At 57.8% G+C, this 18147-nt stretch carries 13 protein-coding genes and 1 riboswitch; of the genes, 4 read left to right on the forward strand and 9 right to left on the reverse strand.

The window, feature by feature from the left end:
* Nucleotides 1–43: 43 nt before the first annotated feature.
* Nucleotides 44–1399: a 2-hydroxycarboxylate transporter family protein gene (locus ABK821_RS03005; protein ID WP_138361919.1), complete on the forward strand. Its 1356-nt coding sequence runs from the start codon at nt 44–46 to the stop codon at nt 1397–1399.
* Nucleotides 1400–1566: 167 nt separating this feature from the next.
* Nucleotides 1567–2106 (forward strand): citrate lyase holo-[acyl-carrier protein] synthase, encoded by a 540-nt coding sequence (gene citX, locus ABK821_RS03010; RefSeq protein WP_138361920.1) that lies wholly within the window; start codon nt 1567–1569, stop codon nt 2104–2106.
* A 78-nt stretch (nt 2107–2184) separates the two neighbouring features.
* Here citX and rluA read toward each other — a convergent pair whose 3' ends face one another.
* The 6 genes from rluA to araB all read right to left on the reverse strand — a co-directional run bounded on the left by rluA (nt 2185) and on the right by araB (nt 12580).
* Nucleotides 2185–2844 (reverse strand): bifunctional tRNA pseudouridine(32) synthase/23S rRNA pseudouridine(746) synthase RluA, encoded by a 660-nt coding sequence (gene rluA, locus ABK821_RS03015; RefSeq protein ID WP_138361921.1) that lies wholly within the window; start codon nt 2842–2844, stop codon nt 2185–2187.
* Between the two features lie 12 nt (nt 2845–2856).
* Nucleotides 2857–5763, reverse strand: coding sequence for an RNA polymerase-associated protein RapA (gene rapA, locus ABK821_RS03020; protein ID WP_343177937.1), 2907 nt, complete (start codon nt 5761–5763; stop codon nt 2857–2859).
* Between the two features lie 186 nt (nt 5764–5949).
* Nucleotides 5950–8307, reverse strand: coding sequence for a DNA polymerase II (polB, locus tag ABK821_RS03025; protein WP_343177936.1), 2358 nt, complete (start codon nt 8305–8307; stop codon nt 5950–5952).
* Between the two features lie 192 nt (nt 8308–8499).
* Nucleotides 8500–9195, reverse strand: coding sequence for an L-ribulose-5-phosphate 4-epimerase (gene araD / locus ABK821_RS03030; protein WP_343177935.1), 696 nt, complete (start codon nt 9193–9195; stop codon nt 8500–8502).
* A gap of 162 nt (nt 9196–9357) precedes the next feature.
* On the reverse strand, nt 9358–10860 hold the full coding sequence (gene araA, locus ABK821_RS03035; protein WP_138361925.1) for an L-arabinose isomerase: 1503 nt from the start codon (nt 10858–10860) through the stop codon (nt 9358–9360).
* A gap of 10 nt (nt 10861–10870) precedes the next feature.
* The gene (gene araB, locus ABK821_RS03040; protein ID WP_138361926.1) at nt 10871–12580 is read right to left on the reverse strand and encodes a ribulokinase; all 1710 of its coding nucleotides are present in this window, start codon (nt 12578–12580) and stop codon (nt 10871–10873) included.
* A gap of 337 nt (nt 12581–12917) precedes the next feature.
* Here araB and araC point away from each other — a divergent pair, with 337 nt between their 5' ends.
* Both araC and ABK821_RS03050 read left to right on the forward strand, forming a co-directional pair.
* The gene (gene araC / locus ABK821_RS03045; RefSeq protein WP_138361927.1) at nt 12918–13763 is read left to right on the forward strand and encodes an arabinose operon transcriptional regulator AraC; all 846 of its coding nucleotides are present in this window, start codon (nt 12918–12920) and stop codon (nt 13761–13763) included.
* A 179-nt stretch (nt 13764–13942) separates the two neighbouring features.
* Nucleotides 13943–14710 carry a DedA family protein gene (locus ABK821_RS03050; protein ID WP_138362055.1) on the forward strand — a complete coding sequence of 256 codons (768 nt, stop codon included), beginning with the start codon at nt 13943–13945 and terminating at the stop codon, nt 14708–14710.
* On the opposite strand, the gene thiQ is transcribed toward ABK821_RS03050, so the two are convergent.
* From thiQ to thiB, 3 genes are read right to left on the reverse strand one after another with little or no spacing between them, the layout of a single operon-like run.
* Nucleotides 14697–15398, reverse strand: a complete 702-nt coding sequence (thiQ, locus tag ABK821_RS03055) for a thiamine ABC transporter ATP-binding protein ThiQ (RefSeq protein ID WP_142503020.1) — start codon at nt 15396–15398, stop codon at nt 14697–14699. The genes ABK821_RS03050 and thiQ overlap by 14 nt on opposite strands.
* On the reverse strand, nt 15382–16992 hold the full coding sequence (thiP, locus tag ABK821_RS03060; RefSeq protein WP_138361929.1) for a thiamine/thiamine pyrophosphate ABC transporter permease ThiP: 1611 nt from the start codon (nt 16990–16992) through the stop codon (nt 15382–15384). The genes thiQ and thiP overlap by 17 nt, the downstream gene beginning before the upstream one ends.
* Complete coding sequence (thiB, locus tag ABK821_RS03065) at nt 16968–17951, reverse strand: thiamine ABC transporter substrate binding subunit (protein WP_343177934.1); 984 nt, start codon at nt 17949–17951, stop codon at nt 16968–16970. Before thiB ends, thiP begins: the two co-directional genes overlap by 25 nt.
* Before the next feature lie 31 nt (nt 17952–17982).
* Nucleotides 17983–18146, reverse strand: a riboswitch (TPP riboswitch).
* Nucleotide 18147: the final 1 nt, after the last annotated feature.

The raw sequence follows: 18147 nt of genomic DNA on the forward strand, positions 1-18147 counted from the left end.
GGCGCTCTAATCTGCAAAGGAATAATAATCAGAGGGCTTAATCATGAGCACCACAGACAACGCATTCCCTGCAACCATCGATCCTATTAATACGCCGAAAGCACCGCTAAAACAGCGCTGGTGGCACATTCTTGATAACTGGAAAGTCGGTATTATCCCCTTGCCGCTGTTTTTGCTGGCCGGCGGCCTGATCGCGATAGATTGTCTGGGCGGCAAGCTACCGAGCGATATTGTGGTTATGGTGGCGACACTGGCTTTTTTCGGTTTTGCCTGCGGCGAATTTGGTAAACGCCTGCCGGTGCTGGGGAAGCTCGGGGCGGCGGCCATCTGCGCGACCTTTATTCCTTCGGCGCTGGTGCATTACGGACTGCTGCCGGATGTGGTAGTGGAATCAACCACCAAATTCTATAAATCGACCAACATTCTCTATCTCTATATTTGCTGCATTATCGTCGGCAGCATTATGAGCATGAACCGTACCACGCTGATTCAGGGTTTTTTGCGGATTTTCTTGCCGATGCTGTGTGGGGAAATCGTTGGCATGCTGGTGGGGGTCGGCGTCGGTACCGTGCTGGGTCTGGAGCCGTTTCAGGTATTCTTCTTTATTGTGTTGCCAATTATGGCCGGTGGCGTAGGGGAAGGCGCGATACCACTGTCAATTGGCTACGCCGCGCTGATGCATATGGAACAGGGCGTTGCTTTAGGTCGGATTCTGCCGATGGTGATGCTGGGGAGTCTGACCGCGATTGTTATATCCGGCGGCTTGAATCAGTTGGGTAAACGCTTCCCGCATTTAACCGGTGAAGGGCAACTGATGCCAAACCGCCGCAACGAGATACAGGGTGAAAAGGCTGCCGAGGGCAAAATGGATGTGACGACGCTGGCGTCCGGCGCGCTGTTGGCGGTACTGCTGTACATGCTGGGTATGCTGGGGCAGAAGATGATCGGCTTGCCAGCGCCGGTGGGAATGCTGTTCCTCGCGGTGCTGCTCAAACTGGCGAACGGCGTCTCTCCGCGTCTGCAGGAGGGGTCGCAGATGGTGTATAAGTTCTTCCGCACGGCGGTGACTTACCCGATTCTGTTTGCTGTCGGCGTGGCGATCACCCCGTGGCAGGAGCTGGTTAACGCATTTACCGTGACCAATCTGCTGGTGATTATCAGTACCGTGTCGGCGCTGGTGGCGACGGGGTTCCTGGTAGGGAAAAAGATTGGCATGTACCCGATTGACGTGGCGATTGTCTCCTGCTGCCAGAGCGGTCAGGGCGGTACCGGCGATGTGGCGATTCTGACGTCCGGCAACCGCATGAATCTGATGCCGTTTGCCCAGATTGCCACGCGAATCGGCGGCGCGATTAATGTTTCGCTGGGATTGCTTTTTCTTAGTCATTTCCTGGCATGATTTAACTTTTTTGTAACGATTAAGTCTGTTATTTATCGCAAAATGACGCAGAAAATTTCTGCGTCCTGTCTCCAAAATGCGGTGCATTTAGCGATACAATCAGCGCCGAAATTGGTGAGAGCGACGGTCGCCTGAGCGCTGTCTTTTATTGATGAGGAGAGAAACAAATGTCGGTGGATAGTCCCGCCTGTGAGGGCGTAAGCATGGAGGCGCTGCTGGCGGCGAGAGAGCAGCGTGCGGCTCGCCAGGCCGACTGGCTGGCCCATTATCAACAGCCGGTCATTTCGTTGACCCTGGTAACGCCTGGCGCGGTAAAAGACAGCATTCGCTATCGCAATATGATGGGCGTGGCGCTGCAGGCCTGTGACCAGATGTTATGGACACACCGCTGGCACACCCTGGACCGTCAGGTGCTATGGCTGCCGACCGGGCCGGAAGCGCTGTGGTGCGTTGAACATAACGCGAGTGAAATCAAAGCGTTTTGTACCGATCTGGAGCAGAGTCATCCGCTGGGCCGTCTGTGGGATATTGATGTGATCTGCCCGAAAAATGGCCTGGTTGGCCGGCAGTCGATGGGAGAAGATAAGCGCCGTTGCTTGCTGTGTGAAGAACCGGCGCACGCCTGCGCCCGTAGTCGTCGTCACGAAACCGGGCAGGTTGTTGCCCGCGTTGAACAGATGATTGATGCGTGGTTTGCCCGCGATTAACGCGAGCTTCCTGTTAGGTACTATAAGCGTCCCGGGTGCGCCGCTGGCGGCACGACCGGGACGGAGATCGTCGACCGGTCAGAAATCGATCGGCGCGCGGAACGTCATCGCGTTACCGTAAGCGGGATGGGTAATGGTCAGCGTTTCGGCGTGCAGTAACAGACGCGGTGCCATGGCCAGCGCTTCCGGCGGAGCATAAAAGCGATCGCCGAGAATCGGATGGCCCAGCGCCAGCATATGCACCCGCAACTGGTGCGAACGCCCGGTAATGGGCTTCAGGCGCACGCGGGCAGTGTTATCTTCCGTGAATTCCAGCACTTCATACTCGGTTTGCGCCGCTTTGCCGGTTTCGTAACACACTTTCTGCTTTGGCCGGTTCGGCCAGTCGCAAATCAGCGGCAAATCCACCAGACCTTGCGCTTTTTCCGGATGCCCCCACACGCGGGCGACGTACTGCTTTTTCGGCTCTCGTTCGCGGAACTGGCGCTTGAGTTCGCGCTCTGCCGCTTTGGTCAGGGCGACCACAATCACGCCGCTGGTGGCCATATCCAGCCGGTGCACCGATTCGGCCTGCGGGAAGTCGCGCTGAATGCGCGTCATCACGCTGTCCTTGTGCTCCTCCAGCCGACCCGGCACGGACAGCAAGCCGCTGGGCTTGTTGACCACCATAATGTGCTCATCCTGGTAGAGGATAATCAGCCAGGGATCCTGCGGCGGATTGTAGTTTTCCATCGCCATATTCGCGTTCCGTTACTGGTGAGTGACCACGATTAAGCGCAGCGCATCAAGACGCCAGCCTGCTTGTCCCAGGGCGTCCATCACCTGCTGACGGTTGTTCGCGATAGCCGCCAGTTCATCATCGCGGATGTTCGGGTTAACGGCGCGCAGCGCTTCCAGACGCGACAGTTCAGCGCTCAGCTTGTCGTCCGCCTCGCTACGCGCGGCATCGATCAGCGCCTGGGCCGCTTTTGCCGCCTGGCCCTCGCCCTGTAGCAAAATTGCGTGCACATCCTGCTGGACGGCGTTGACCAGTTTACTCCCGGTGTGACGGTTAACGGCGCTCAACTGGCGGTTAAAGCTTTCAAACTCGACTTGACCGGCGAGGTTATTGCCGTTTTTATCAAGCAGCATGCGCACCGGCGTCGGCGGCAGGAAGCGGTTAAGCTGCAGATGTTTCGGCGCCTGCGCTTCCACGACGTAAATCAGTTCCAGCAGCAGTGTTCCTACCGGTAGTGCTTTGTTTTTCAGCAGCGAGATGGTGCTGCTGCCGGTATCCCCGGAGAGGATCAGATCCAGACCGTTGATAATCAGCGGGTGTTCCCAGGTGATGAACTGCGCATCTTCACGGGACAGGGCGACATCACGTTCGAAAGTAATGGTGCAGCCATCTTCCGGCAGGCCCGGAAAATCCGGGACCAGCATATGATCGGACGGGGTCAGCACAATCAGGTTTTCGCCGCGATCGTCCTGGTTGATACCGACGATATCAAACAGGTTCATGGAGAAGGCGATCAGGCTGGTGTCGTCGTCCTGTTCTTCGATTCTTTCCGCAAGCCGCTGGGCTTTTTCACCGCCGTTGGAGTGGATCTCCAGCAGACGGTCACGGCCCTGTTCCAGTTGCGCTTTCAGCGCTTCGTGCTGCTGGCGGCAGGTTTTGATTAGCTCATCGAAACCGTCGTTGTTTTCCGGCGCGGCGAGATAGTTAATCAGCTCGTTATGCACGCTATCGTAGACGGTGCGACCGGTCGGGCAGGTATGTTCGAAGGCGTCGAGTCCCTCGTGATACCAGCGCACCAGCACCGACTGGGCGGTTTTTTCCAGATACGGCACGTGGATCTGAATATCGTGGGCCTGGCCGATACGGTCAAGACGGCCGATACGCTGCTCCAGCAGATCCGGGTTGAACGGCAGATCGAACATCACCAGATTGCTGGCGAACTGGAAGTTACGCCCTTCGGAGCCGATTTCAGAACACAGCAGCACCTGAGCCCCGGTATCTTCTTCGGCAAACCAGGCGGCGGCGCGGTCACGCTCGATGATGGACATCCCTTCATGGAACACCGCCGCACGAATACCTTCGCGCTCACGCAGCACCTGCTCCAGCTGTAGCGCAGTGGCCGCTTTGGCGCAGATCACCAGCACTTTCTGCGAGCGATGACTGGTGAGATAGCCCATCAGCCATTCGACGCGCGGGTCGAAGTTCCACCAGGTACCCGTATCGCCTTCAAATTCCTGGTATATCTGCTCCGGGTAGAGCATATCGCGGGCACGTTCCTCTGCGGTTTTGCGTGCGGCCATGATGCCGGAAACCTTGATGGCCGTCTGGTACTGGGTCGGCAACGGCAGACGAATCGTATGCAGTTCGCGTTTCGGAAAGCCTTTGACGCCGTTACGGGTGTTGCGGAACAGCACGCGACTGGTGCCGTGGCGGTCCATCAGCATGGATACCAGTTCCTGACGCGCGGTCTGCGCGTCATCACGGTCGCTATTGGCGGCCTGCAATAACGGTTCAATATCCTGCTCGCCGATCAGGTCGCTAAGCGCGTTCAGCTCGGCGTCGTTCAGCTTCTTACCAGCCAGTAGCAGGGCGACGGCATCGGCAACCGGACGGTAGTTTTGCTGTTCTTCAACAAACTGGGCGAAATCGTGGAAACGGTTGGGATCGAGCAGGCGCAAACGGGCAAAGTGGCTCTCCATCCCCAGTTGTTCCGGGGTGGCGGTGAGCAGCAGAATGCCCGGCACGCGTTCCGCCAGTTGTTCGATGGCCTGGTATTCACGGCTCGGCGACTCTTCGCTCCACACCAGGTGGTGCGCTTCATCGACCACCATCAGATCCCATTCGGCGTCACACAGATGTTCCAGACGCTGTTTACTGCGGCGCACAAAATCCAGCGAGCAGATAACCAGTTGTTCGGTTTCGAACGGGTTAATGGCGTCGTGCTGGGCTTCGGCGTAGCGCTCGTCATCAAACAGGGAAAAGCGCAGGTTAAAACGACGCAGCATTTCCACCAGCCACTGGTGTTGCAGGGTTTCCGGTACCACGATCAGTACGCGTTCGGCAGCGCCGGAGAGCAACTGCTGATGGAGGATCATCCCGGCTTCAATGGTTTTTCCTAAACCGACTTCATCCGCCAGCAGGACGCGGGGCGCGTGGCGGCGACCGACGTCGTGGGCGATATTCAGCTGATGTGGGATCAGGCTGGTACGCTGGCCGCGCAGACCGCTCCAGGGCATGCGATACTGTTCGCTCTGAAATTTGCGCGCGCGATAGCGCAGGGCGAAACGGTCCATACGGTCGATTTGCCCGGCAAACAGACGATCCTGGGGTTTGCTGAAGACCAGCTTGCTGTCGAGCAGGACTTCCCGCAGGCTGATGTTGGTTTCCTGGGTATCGAGACGGGTTCCGGTATAGGTCAGCAGGCCATTCTCTTCTTTAACTTCGTCAATCTGGAGTTGCCAGCCTTCATGACTGGTGACGGTATCGCCCGGGTTAAACATTACGCGGGTGATGGGGGAGTCGTTGCGTGCGTACAGACGGTTTTCGCCGATGGCGGGGAAAAGCAGGGTAACCATGCGCGCATCCAGGGCAACGACCGTCCCTAATCCCAGTTCGCTCTCTGTATCGCTAATCCAGCGTTGACCAAGTGTAAAAGGCATATATGTTCGGCTCTTTAGTTCTTTAATTGCAGGCAATAGTTGCTTATCTCCGAAAGAATCGAAGATGCGTTAAAATTGGGTCCGGGAATGGAAAGGGCGCTATATTACTGGATGGCGGAACGTTCGTCACCACCTCCTCGCCCTTCATTTTTCGGCTTTTGTGCCAGCGGCGTGCGTAAGGCAATATCAAAATAGGCCCAGTTGCCCGGTCACAATTGTAGCAAAATCATCGTCGACAAAGGGAAGAATTCCTTCGGCGACCGGCTGTAATTGCTTTGACAAATAGTGCTCATAATCCAGCGGTGATTGTTGATAATCCACCGGCTCAGGGCCGTTGAGGGTCCAGACGTATTTAATGCTGCCGCGTTGCTGGTACTGCTGCGGCCTGCCCAGCCTGACGTTTTGCTCATCCGCGAGCCTTGCGGCGCGGACATGGGGCGGCACGTTACGCTGATACTCCACCAGCGGACGGCGCAGGCGTTTACGATAGACCAGCCGATCGTCAAACTCGCCGCTCATTAGCTTATCGATGGTCTCGCGCACATAGTCGCGATAGGGCTGATGGCGGAAGATGCGCAGATAGAGCTCCTGCTGAAACTGCTGGGCCAGCGGCGTCCAGTCGGTACGCACCGTTTCCAGCCCTTTAAACACCATTCGCTGTTCGTTTTCTTCCTGAATCATCCCGGCATAGCGCTTTTTACTGCCGGTGTCGGCGCCGCGAATGGTGGGCATTAAAAAGCGACAGAAGTGGGTTTCAAACTCCAGCTCCAGGGTGCTGGTGAGCTCCTCTTTGCCCAGCGCCGTCGCCCACCATTCGTTGACGAAGGCCACCAGCGAGCGGCCGATGTTGCAGGCCTCCTCTTCGCTATGGGCTCGTTTGAGCCACACGAAGGTGGAGTCGGTATCGCCATAGATAACGTCATAGCCCCGGGATTCAATCAGCGCTTTGGTCTGGCGCATAATCGCGTGTCCGCGCATAGTGATGGATGAGGCCAGACGCGGATCGAAAAAACGGCAGGCGCTGGTGCCGAGCACGCCGTAGAAGGCATTCATGATTATTTTCAGCGCCTGCGCCAGCGGTTTGTTTTTATGTTGTTTGGCCTCGTCGCGCCCGTGCCAGATTTGCCCGACAATCCCCGGCAGGCAGTGCTTTTCTCGCGAGAAACGGGCGCCAAGGAAGCCTTCGGTGCTGTGCGCGTCATCGGGCTGCGCCAGCCCTTCAACCAGCCCCACCGGGTCAATCAGAAAGGTGCGGATAATCGACGGGTACAGGCTCTTATAGTCCAGTACCAGCACCGAGTCGTACAGGCCGGGGCGTGAGTCCATCACGTAGCCGCCGGGACTGGCCTGCGGCGGCACTTCGCCGAGGTTCGGCGCGACGTAGCCCAGCCGGTGCATACGCGGGAAATAGAGATGGCTGAAGGCCGCTACCGAGCCGCCGTGACGATCCGCCGGCAGGCCGTTGACCGTAGCGCGTTCCAGCAAAAACGGCATGATCTCGGTTTTATGGAAGATGCGGGTGACCAGCTCGCAGTCCTGCAGGTTGTAGGTAGCCAGCGCTGGTTTATCCTGGTGAAAACGGCGGTCGATTTCATCCATCCGATCCCAGGGATTATCAATGGCTTTGCCCTCGCCGAGCAGTTCGCGGGCGACCGACTCCAGCGCAAAAGAGGAGAAGTTCCAGAATGCCGATTTAAGCGCTTCAATGCCGTCGATAATCAGGCGGCCGTTGGCCTGGGCGAAGAAGACGCCGTTTTTAAAACCGTGCTCGCGCCACTCCAGTTCACTGTTGCCGCGGCCGAGTATTAGCGGGATACGGTAACGCTCGGCGTGCTTTTGTAAAACGCGTAAATCGAACTGCACCACGTTCCAGCCGATCAGCACATCAGGATCGTGAACGGCAAACCAGGCGTTTAGCTTTTCCAGCAGTTGCGGGCGGCTGGCGACGTAGTGCAGATCGAAATCGACCGCAGGCGCTGAGGCGGGTTCAGGACCAAGCATATAGACAACTCGCTGACCACATCCTTCAAGACCGATGCAGTAGAGTTCGCCGTTACGGCTGGTTTCAATATCCAGCGAAACCCATTTCAGCGGCGGGCGGTAGTGGGGATTGGGCTTCATCCGGGCGTTGACCAGTTGCCGACCGCGCGCGTCGCCTTCTACCCATACAGGCGCGTTAATAAAGCGTTCCATCAGGTAACGCTCCGGCGGGCGAATATCGCCTTCGTATACCGTGACGCCGTTTTCGCGCAGCTTCTTTTCCAGCCGCATAAGCTGGCGATGCGCACGGCAGTAGAGGCCAAAAACGGGCTGGCGGTGAAAATCTTTCAGGGCGAGAGGCGCAAGGCGCAGGCCGTTTTCCCCCTGCAGCAGGCGCTCAACCTGCGCGCGCTGGGATTCAGGGATAAACGCGACGGATTCCTGCGGCGGCAGCATAACCTCCAGCGGGCCATTATCGGTCGCCAGCCAGAACGTCAGTTCGGTGCCCTGCGGGGTATCTCGCCAGTGACGGGTGAGTAAAAAACCTTCTCGTGGCTGCGTCACGCCGTGCTCTCATCAATAAAAACCAGGCCTGATTATAACCTGGTTTATGGCGTGATGCTGGGGTTTTATACAGGTGTGGCGCGCGCTATCTCCCGGAGGCGGCGCTGCGCACCTGTCCGGGCTACCAGTCCCGCAGACGGCTGTGCACCTGTTGCCCGGCTAAGCGCAGCGCGAGCCGGGAATGCTGTGCCGCTACTGCCCGTAATAGGCTTTCGCGCCATGTTTGCGCAGGTAGTGTTTATCCAGCAGCGTCTGCTGCATATCCGGCAACTGCGGCGCCAGCTGGCGGCAGAAAATGCCCATATAGGCGATCTCTTCCAGCACGATGGCGTTATGTACTGCATCCTCGGCGTTTTTCCCCCAGGCAAACGGCCCGTGGGAGTGCACCAGCACGCCGGGCATTTGCGCCGGATCGAGGCCTTTTTCACGGAACGTTTCGACGATCACCGCCCCGGTCTCCCACTCGTATTCACCGTTGATTTCATCGTCGGTCATCAGGCGAGTACAGGGGACTGCGCCATAGAAATAGTCGGCGTGGGTGGTGCCGGTCGCGGGAATCGACAACCCGGCCTGCGCCCAGATGGTGGCATGACGGGAATGGGTGTGGACGATGCCGCCCAACGTCGGGAATGCCTGATACAGCAGACGATGCGTTGGCGTATCAGAAGAGGGTTTCTTATTGCCTTCAACCACTTCGCCCGTTTCCAGGCTCACCACAACCATATCCTCGGCGGTCATTATGCTGTAGTCGACGCCGGAGGGTTTGATCACCAGCACGCCCCGTTCACGGTCAACGGCGCTGACGTTGCCCCAGGTCAGCGTGACAAGGTTGTGCTTTGGCAGGGCCAGATTAGCTTCCAGTACCTGGCGTTTGAGATCTTCTAACATAATGTGCTCCGAAATAGCAGGCAAGTCAGATTTCCTTCACCCCGGCCTCTCCCAAAAGGAGAGGGCGAAAATCGGCAGGATGATCGGGTTTTTCTCCCGGGCTTACATCGCGCGATCGGTTCTCTCTCCCCGTTGAGGGGGAGAGGGTGAGGGGACAGCCGCTTAGCGTTTTGAACCGTAATAAACGTCGTTCCAGCGCAGCGCATCCTTGAAGGACGGCAGGCGCGTTTCGTTATCAATCACCGTCAACTCGATATCCTGGAGTTCGGCAAACTGGCGCATATCGTCGAGCGTCAGCGCCTGGCTGAAGACGGTGTGATGCGCGCCACCGGCAATAATCCAGGCCTCGGAGGCGGTGCGCAGATCCGGATGCGCTTTCCACAGGGCATTGGCCACCGGCAGCTTCGGTAGCTCGTGCGGAGTTTTTACCGCTTCAATGGTATTCACCAGCAGACGATAGCGATCGCCGAGATCGATCAGACTGGCAACGATCGCCGGACCGCTCCGGGTGTTGAAAATGATACGCGCCGGATCGGCCTTACCGCCGATGCCCAGCGGCTGGACGTCGAGAATCGGTTTCTCGGCGGTGGCGATGGTCGGGCAAACTTCCAGCATATGCGAGCCCAGCGCCAGATCGTTGCCGTTCTCGAAGTGGTAGGTGTAATCCTCCATAAAGGAGGTGCCGCCCTGCAGACCGGTTGCCATCACCTTCATGATGCGAAGCAGAGCGGCGGTTTTCCAGTCGCCTTCGCCGGCAAAGCCATAACCCTGCTGCATCAGGCGCTGTACGGCGAGCCCTGGAAGCTGTTTCAGGCCGTGTAAATCTTCAAACGTGGTGGTGAAGGCGTGAAATCCACCTTGTTCAAGGAAACGCTTCATTCCCAGTTCAATCCGCGCGGCATCAAGGAGGTTCTGCCGCTTTTCGCCGTGGATTTGTACCGCAGGCGTCAGGCGATAGCTGCTTTCGTACTCATCAACCAGCGCGCTGATTTCGCCATCGGTAACGGCGTTGACCACCTGCACCAGATCGCCAACCGCCCAGGTGTTAACCGAGAAACCAAACTTGATCTGCGCGGCGACTTTATCACCGTCGGTAACCGCCACTTCGCGCATGTTGTCGCCGAAACGGCACACTTTCAGATGGCGGGTATCTTGTTTAGAAACCGCCTGACGCATCCATGCCCCGATACGCTGATGGGCATCGCGATCCTGCCAGTGGCCGGTTACCACGCTGTGCTGCTGACGCATACGCGCGCCGATAAAGCCGAACTCGCGGCCGCCGTGCGCGGTCTGGTTCAGGTTCATAAAGTCCATATCAATAGTGTCCCACGGCAGCGCCGCGTTGTACTGGGTATGGAACTGCAGCAGCGGTTTGTTGAGGATAGTGAGGCCGTTAATCCACATTTTCGCCGGTGAGAAAGTATGCAGCCATACCACCATCCCGGCGCACTTATCATCATAGTTCGCGTCGCGGCAGATATGAGTGATCTCATCCGGCGTGGTGCCCAGCGGTTTAAGCACCAGTTTGCACGGCAGTTTGGCTTCCGCATTCAGACTGTTCACCACATGTTCTGCGTGTTTCGTAACCTGGCTTAGCGCTTCAGGGCCATACAGATGCTGGCTACCGATGACGAACCACACTTCATAATTATTAAAAATAGTCATTTTCATGTCCTTAATGGGTGAGGGCGGCCTGGGATTGCGGGGCTGTTTCCGCCTTTGCAGTCGAAGGGAGATAAAGCTGTTCTGCGCTGACCGACCACTGCTGGTAGCGCTGATAGAGTTGTTCAAACCGTTGCGCCTGATTAGGGTGCGGCTGAAGGGTGCGTTCCACCTGGCTGGCCATATGCTGCTGTGCGGCGGGAATATCGGCGTAGACGCCAGCGGCGACGGCGGCAAAGATAGCCGCGCCAAGCGCGCAGCACTGATCGGACGCGACGATTTGCAGCGGGCGATTCAGCACATCACAGCAAGCCTGCATGATCACCGGGTTTTTCCGCGCGATACCGCCAAGCGCCATCACGTTATTCACCGGAATGCCCTGTTCGGTGAAGCACTCCATAATGGCGCGCGCGCCGAAGGCGGTGGCGGCAATCAGCCCGCCGAACAGCGCCGGGGCGTCGGTGGCGAGGTTCAGATCGGTAATCACCCCTTTCAGGCGTTGGTTAGCGTTCGGCGTGCGGCGACCGTTAAACCAGTCCAGCACCACCGGGAGATGATCGAGTGACGGATTGTTTGCCCAGGCTTCGGTCAGCGCGGGCAGCAGCTGTTTTTGGCTGGCTGTGATCTGCTCTTTTAGTTCCGGATGGGTCTGCGCCAGTTGTTCCAGCGGCCAGCCGAGAATGCGGCCAAACCAGGCGTAAATGTCGCCAAAAGCGGATTGCCCGGCTTCCATACCGATAAAATCAGGGACAACGCTGCCGTCGACCTGGCCGCAAATCCCCTTCACCGTGCGCTCGCCAACGTTTTGCTTATCGGCAATCAGGATGTCGCAGGTTGAGGTGCCGATCACTTTGACCAGGGCATTCGGCTGCGCGCCAGCGCCGACGGCGCCCATATGGCAGTCGAAAGCGCCGCCGGAGATGGTGACGGTTTGTGTCAAACCGAGGCGCTGAGCCCACTCGGCGGTCAGGGTGCCGACCGGGATATCCGCGGTGAAGGTATCGCTGAACATCGGGTAGGCGAGGTTCTGATTAATTATTGGGTCGAGTTCATCGAAGAAGCCGGCCGGCGGCAGGCCACCCCAGCTCTCATGCCACAGAGATTTATGCCCGGCGCTACAGCGACCGCGGCGAATATCCTGGGGACGTGTCGTCCCGGAAAGCAGGGCGGGCACCCAGTCGCATAGCTCAATCCATGACACGGCGGCGCGGGCGACGGCGCTGTCCTGGCGGGTGACATGAAGGATCTTGGCCCAGAACCACTCGCTGGAGTAGATACCGCCGATATAGCGGGAGTAATCCTCTTTGCCCGGCTGGTGGCACAGGCGGGTAATCTCCTCCGCCTCCTCTACCGAGGTATGGTCTTTCCACAATACGAACATTGCGTTCGGGTTACTGGCGAACTCTTCGCGTAGCGCCAGCACATTACCGTCGGCGTCAACTGGCGCGGGGGTTGAGCCGGTGCTATCGACGCCGATACCGACAACGGTAGCGCGTTGCTCAGCGCTCAGTGATGCCAGGACGCTTTTCAGCGCCGTTTCCATCGATTCGATATAGTCGCGTGGATGATGACGGAACTGATTGTTTGGGGCATCGCAGAACAGCCCTTTTTGCCAGCGCGGATACCACTCGACGCAGGTGGCCAGCTCTTCGCCGGTTGCGCACTCTACGGCCAGCGCGCGTACTGAATCACTGCCAAAATCGAGGCCAATCGCAATTGCCATGCTGTTACTCCATGCTAAAAATCATTCATGGTGAAACAGTAGATAGTCAGGCAGAAAACCGTCAGGCCGTATTCGCTAATCTTATGGACTATATTGCTGTGACGCTGCAAAGTGTGACATCGTGCAAATATTCAATGTGGACTTTTCTGCCGTCTTTATAGACACTTCAGTTATGCGCTGAAAGCGGTGGAATTGTCCGATTTTCTCAGTTATTACCGAGAAGCGGCGGGTTTTAATTCGATTTCAAACCCGCGTCGCAGTACAGGCTGTCAGCCAGGCGATAAAATGCAAGGTATGGACAATTGGTGTCCTTAATGTCTCCGGGAGAGCTGAGGTTATGGCCGAAACGCAAAACGATCCTTTATTGCCGGGTTACTCTTTTAATGCCCATCTGGTGACGGGCCTGACGCCGATTGACGCCGATGGCTATCTGGATTTCTTTATCGATCGTCCGCTGGGCATGAAGGGCTATATCCTTAATCTGACGATCCGTGGCGAAGGGGTGATCAAGAACCACGGGGAGCAGTTTACCTGTCGGCCTGGGGATATGCTGCTGTTCCCGCCGGGCGAAATTCACCATTATGGCCGTCATCCCAATGCTGGCGAATGGTATCACCAGTGGGTTTACTTCCGTCCACGCGCTTACTGGCATGAGTGGCTTAACTGGCCGACGATTTTTGCCCAGACCGGGTTTTTCCGCCCGGATGAGCAGTGGCTGCCGCGCTTTGGCGAGCTGTTCGGGCAAATCGTTGAGGCCGGGCAGGGGGCGGGGCGCTATTCCGAACTGCTGGCGATCAATCTCATGGAGCAACTGCTGCTGCGGCGTATGGAGGCGATCAATGAATCGCTGCATCCGCCGCTGGATAACCGGGTGCGCGACGCTTGCCAGTATATCAGCGATCATCTGGCGGACAGCCATTTCGATATTGCCAGCGTTGCCCAGCATGTGTGCCTGTCGCCGTCGCGGCTGTCGCATCTGTTTCGCCAGCAACTGGGGATCAGCGTGCTGGGGTGGCGTGAAGATCAGCGGATTAGCCAGGCGAAGCTGCTGCTCAGCACCACGCGGATGCCGATAGCCACCGTGGGGCGTAACGTCGGCTTTGAAGACCAGCTCTACTTTTCACGCGTCTTTAAGAAGTGCACCGGCGCCAGCCCCAGTGAGTTTCGCGCTGGATGCGAATAGAAAGTAAAGAAAGTGAAATGATGGTCCGGTTAATTAACGCAGCCAGTAAACAGGATCTACGCTAAATAATTCACGTTGCCATCTGCAACGTAAAATATGACGGGTAGAAACAATTGATGGCTTGACGAAGTATTCACGGCTCCGGAGAATCCGTGCTTCGTTTTAAAACCGGGTACATTATGCAAGCATTGCTGGAACACTTTATTACGCAATCCACGGTCTATTCTCTGCTGGCTGTTCTGCTGGTCGCTTTCCTCGAATCGTTGGCGTTGGTCGGGCTTATTCTGCCGGGAACGGTGATGATGGCCGGGTTGGGCGCGCTGATCGGTAGCGGCGAGGTTAATTTCTGGCAGGCATGGCTGGCGGGGATTATCGGCTGCTTGCTCGGCGACTGGGTGTCATTCTGGCTAGGCTGGCGGTTTAAGAAGCCGCTGCATCGCTGGTCTTTTTTGAAGAAAAATAAAGCGCTGCTCGATAAGACCGAGCATGCGCTACATCAGCACAGCATGGTGACCATTCTTATCGGGCGGTTTGTCGGGCCGACGCGTCCGCTGGTGCCGATGGTCGCCGGGATGCTTGATCTGCCGGTGGCGAAATTTATCCCGCCAAATATTATTGGCTGCCTGCTGTGGCCGCCGCTCTATTTTTTACCGGGAATCCTCGCCGGGGCGGCGATTGATATTCCGACGGATGAACACAGCGCCAGCTTTAAGTGGCTGCTGCTGGGGGCGGCCCTGCTGGCCTGGCTGGCGGCCTGGTTGTGCTGGCGACTGTGGCGGGGCGCTAACAGCGCGGGCGATCGTTTAACCCGTTTCCTGCCGCGTTCGCGCCTGCGGTGGCTAACGCCGCTGACGGTATGCGTTGCCGCGGCCGCGCTGGTTTTTACCTTCCGCCACCCGCTTATGCCGGTCTATCTTGATATTCTGTATAAGGTTATTGCGCGCTAATCCCCAGCAGCGCTGAGGCGCTGCTGTTGCCCCTGAGCAGCGCGGTAGTCTCGCCGTCCCAGAGTATCCGTCCCTCAGCCACTACCAGCGAACGCGGCGCGATGCGCGCCGCGTCCTCTACGCTGTGCGACACCATTAATAGCGTCAGTTGCTGCTGCTGGCAGACGTCGGCAACCAGCGCCAGCATCTCCTGACGTAGCGCGGGATCGAGCGCTGAGAAGGGTTCATCCAGCAGCAGTACCGGTTGCTGACGCACCAGACAGCGCGCCAGCGCCGCACGCTGGCGTTGCCCGCCGGAAAGCTCGCCAGGCAGGCGATCCAGCAATGCGTCAATCGCCATCTGCCCGGCAATGGTCTGCAAACGGGTGGCCTGCTCTGCGTTCAGCTTTAATCCCGGATGCATCCCCAGCGCGATGTTCTGGCGGATAGTCAGGTGATTAAAGAGATTATTTTCCTGAAACAGCATCGATACCGGACGGCGCGCGGGCGGCGTGTGAGTATGAGGCTGACCGTCGATCTCAATGCTGCCGCTGGCGGGTGATAAAAAACCGGCGATCAGATTCAGCAGGGTACTTTTCCCGGCACCGCTGGGACCGAGGACGGCCAGGCATTCGCCGCGTTCAGCAGAGAGGGTAAAACGCATCGGCAGATGCTGGTAAAGCCAGGTGACATCATTCAGTTTTAGCATCACGCCCCGGAAGTTTTTCAATTACGCTAAAGAGTAAAAAGCACAGCGCCAGCAGCAGCAGAGCGGTAACGGCGCCGTCCTGGCTACGATAAGCGCCAATTTGCTGATACAGATAGAACGGCAGGGTACGAAAATCTTCATTGCCGAACAGCGCCACGACGCCGAAATCGCCGATCGACAGCACGCAGGCGAAAGCCAGCGCCTGGGCCAGCGGGCGCGTTAAGGCGCGAAGCTCCACCACCCTAAGGCGCGTAAAGCCGTGCAAATCCAGCGACTGGCAAAGCGCGCCATAGCGGGTGCTGATATCGCGCATAGGATTTTCCAGCACCTTTAGCGCATAGGGAATCGCCATCAGCGCATTGGTGAAAATCACGATACCGTCGGCGGATTCCGGTAGCCCTGTGCTGTTATTGAGCAGCAGGAAGAATCCGGTGGCCAGTACGATGCCCGGCATGGCGAGGATCAGCATGCCGCTGAGTTCGAGCGCCTGTCCGGCCAACGGGCGATTACGGGCGCGAAGTTCGCGACTGCTCCACAGCAGCATCATGGTCAGCATCACGCTTAACAGCCCGGCGGCAAGGGCGATACGCAGTGAGGTCCCTAGCGCCTGCCATAGCGCAGGCTGTTGCAGGACGCTAAACAGATTGTTATTCAGACCGTCGTATATCACCGCCAGTAGCGGAGGCAGCAACAGTAAAAGCGCGATGACAATGAGCGCAATGTCGCTCAGTCGACTGAACAAACGGTCGTCAGGATCGCGCCAGCCGTGGATGTTGCTGACCCCGATGGCGAGGGCTTTGCTCAGGCGCTGGCTGAGTAATACCAGCCCGAGGCAGCAGACCATCTGGATCAGCGCCAGCATCGCCGCGCGCGCCGGGTCATAGTCGAAATTGAGCGCCTGGTAGATCGCCAGTTCGATCGTGGTCGCGCGCGGGCCGCCGCCCAGCGACAGCACGGTCGCAAAGCTGGCGAAACAGAGCATAAAGATCAGCGCCGCGACAGGCAGAATTTGCCGACGCAGCCATGGCCATTCAACCAGCCGGAAGAAGGCGTAGCCGCGCATTCCTAGCTGGGCGGCGATTTGCCGCTGTTCGCCGGGGATATTTTCCAGCGTTTGTAGCAGCAGGCGCGTGGCCATTGGCATATTGAAGAACACATGCGCCAGCAGGATCCCTTGTAATCCGTAGGGTGAAAACGTCCACTGCCAGCCGAACACGGTAAACAATTCAGCCAGCCAGCCCTGGCGACCGTAAACGCTAAGAATGCCGAATACCGCCACCAGCACCGGCAAGATTAAGGTCATCGCGCACAAGCGCAGCAGCAGCGTGCGCCCGGGGAAGCGCCGACGGTAGAGCGCGCGGGCGAGAAAAATCGCTGGTATCACGGAAAGCAGCGCGGAAAGAAACGCCTGCCAGAAAGAAAAGCGCACCACATGCCAGAGATAGCTATCGCTAACCATCGATCCCCAGACCGCTTCCGGCGCGCTGAACCACAGCGCCAGAAAAGCAGCCAGCGCGACGGCGACCAGTAAGGTCGCCGCCGTCAGGCCGGGCAGCAGCCAGCCGAAAGTTAGCGGCTGACGGCGCGTTGCCATGCGCTGATCCAGTTCTGGCGCTCAGCCGCCACCTGTTGCGGCGTAAATTCAAGGGTGGTTTGCGGTTTGATCAGCCCGTCAAAACCTGCGGGAAGCGCAACCTGGGTAACCGGATACATCCAGTTGCCGGTGGGGATCGTGTTCTGGAAGCCGGGAGAAAGCATAAATTTGAGGAATTTCTCTGCCAGCTCCGGTTGTTTGCTGGCCGCGGTGCGGGCGGCAACTTCGACCTGCAAATAGTGGCCTTCCGCGAAGTTGGCCGCCGCGTAGTTATCTTTTTTCTCTTCGATAATGTGATAAGCCGGGGAGGTGGTGTAGCTGAGCACCAGGTCGCTTTCGCCCTTGAGGAACAGGCCGTAGGCTTCGCTCCAGCCTTTGGTGACGGTGACGGTTTTCGCCGCCAGTTTCTGCCAGGCTTCCGGCGCGTTATCGCCGTAGACTTTTTGCATCCACAGCAGCAGGCCGAGGCCCGGCGTGCTGGTGCGCGGATCCTCATAAATGACCCGCCATTTCTGCTTGCCCTCAACCAGTTCTTTCAGGCTTTTCGGCGGATTTTTGAGCTTGTTTTTATCGTAAACAAAGGCGAAATAGCCGTAATCGAAGGGAACGAAGGTATCGTTGCGCCAGCCGCCGGGTATGCTGACCGCGCGGGTAGATACGCCGCTTTTGGCGAACAGCCTGCTCTGGGCCGCGGCTTCCAGCAGGTTGTTATCCAGTCCAAGCACCACATCGGCTTTGCTGTTTTTGCCTTCCATTCGCAGACGATTGAGCAGCGAGACGCCATCTTCCAGCGCCACGAACTTCAGTTCGCAGTCGCAGTCCGCTTCAAAGGCTTTTTTGACCGCCGGGCCTGGCCCCCAGTCGGCGGCGAAGGAGTCGTAGGTATAAACGGTCAGGGTGGGTTTGGCAAAAACCGGCGCGGCGACCAGCGCCAGCAGGGGAAGTAATTTTTTTAACACTTTGCACCTCAGAAGAAGGGGGGGCAAAGGATTTTGAGTGGGCCTCAAATCCCTTCGCCGGCGTTATCCGGATCAGGTTCGACGGGTATTTTCTCAGCCCATACGCTTTATCTTTCTGGTTGCTTCCGGGCTAACCGCGCGTCGATGCAACTCGAATGATATTGTGTATGTTTATTAGCACCCCGTTGAGAACGGC

Source organism: Klebsiella sp. KE9456 (genome assembly GCF_043832615.1).
Lineage (GTDB): Bacteria > Pseudomonadota > Gammaproteobacteria > Enterobacterales > Enterobacteriaceae > Klebsiella > Klebsiella indica.

Bases quoted from the DNA above. Each gene is read 5' to 3' on its own strand.
- ABK821_RS03005 (WP_138361919.1), top strand. From the start codon at position 44: ATGAGCACCACAGACAACGCATTCCCTGCAACCATCGATCCTATTAAT.
- citX (WP_138361920.1), top strand. From the start codon at position 1,567: ATGTCGGTGGATAGTCCCGCCTGTGAGGGCGTAAGCATGGAGGCGCTG.
- rluA (WP_138361921.1), bottom strand. From the start codon at position 2,844: ATGGCGATGGAAAACTACAATCCGCCGCAGGATCCCTGGCTGATTATC.
- rapA (WP_343177937.1), bottom strand. From the start codon at position 5,763: ATGCCTTTTACACTTGGTCAACGCTGGATTAGCGATACAGAGAGCGAA.
- araD (WP_343177935.1), bottom strand. From the start codon at position 9,195: ATGTTAGAAGATCTCAAACGCCAGGTACTGGAAGCTAATCTGGCCCTG.
- araA (WP_138361925.1), bottom strand. From the start codon at position 10,860: ATGACTATTTTTAATAATTATGAAGTGTGGTTCGTCATCGGTAGCCAG.
- araB (WP_138361926.1), bottom strand. From the start codon at position 12,580: ATGGCAATTGCGATTGGCCTCGATTTTGGCAGTGATTCAGTACGCGCG.
- araC (WP_138361927.1), top strand. From the start codon at position 12,918: ATGGCCGAAACGCAAAACGATCCTTTATTGCCGGGTTACTCTTTTAAT.
- ABK821_RS03050 (WP_138362055.1), top strand. From the start codon at position 13,943: ATGCAAGCATTGCTGGAACACTTTATTACGCAATCCACGGTCTATTCT.
- thiQ (WP_142503020.1), bottom strand. From the start codon at position 15,398: ATGCTAAAACTGAATGATGTCACCTGGCTTTACCAGCATCTGCCGATG.
- thiP (WP_138361929.1), bottom strand. From the start codon at position 16,992: ATGGCAACGCGCCGTCAGCCGCTAACTTTCGGCTGGCTGCTGCCCGGC.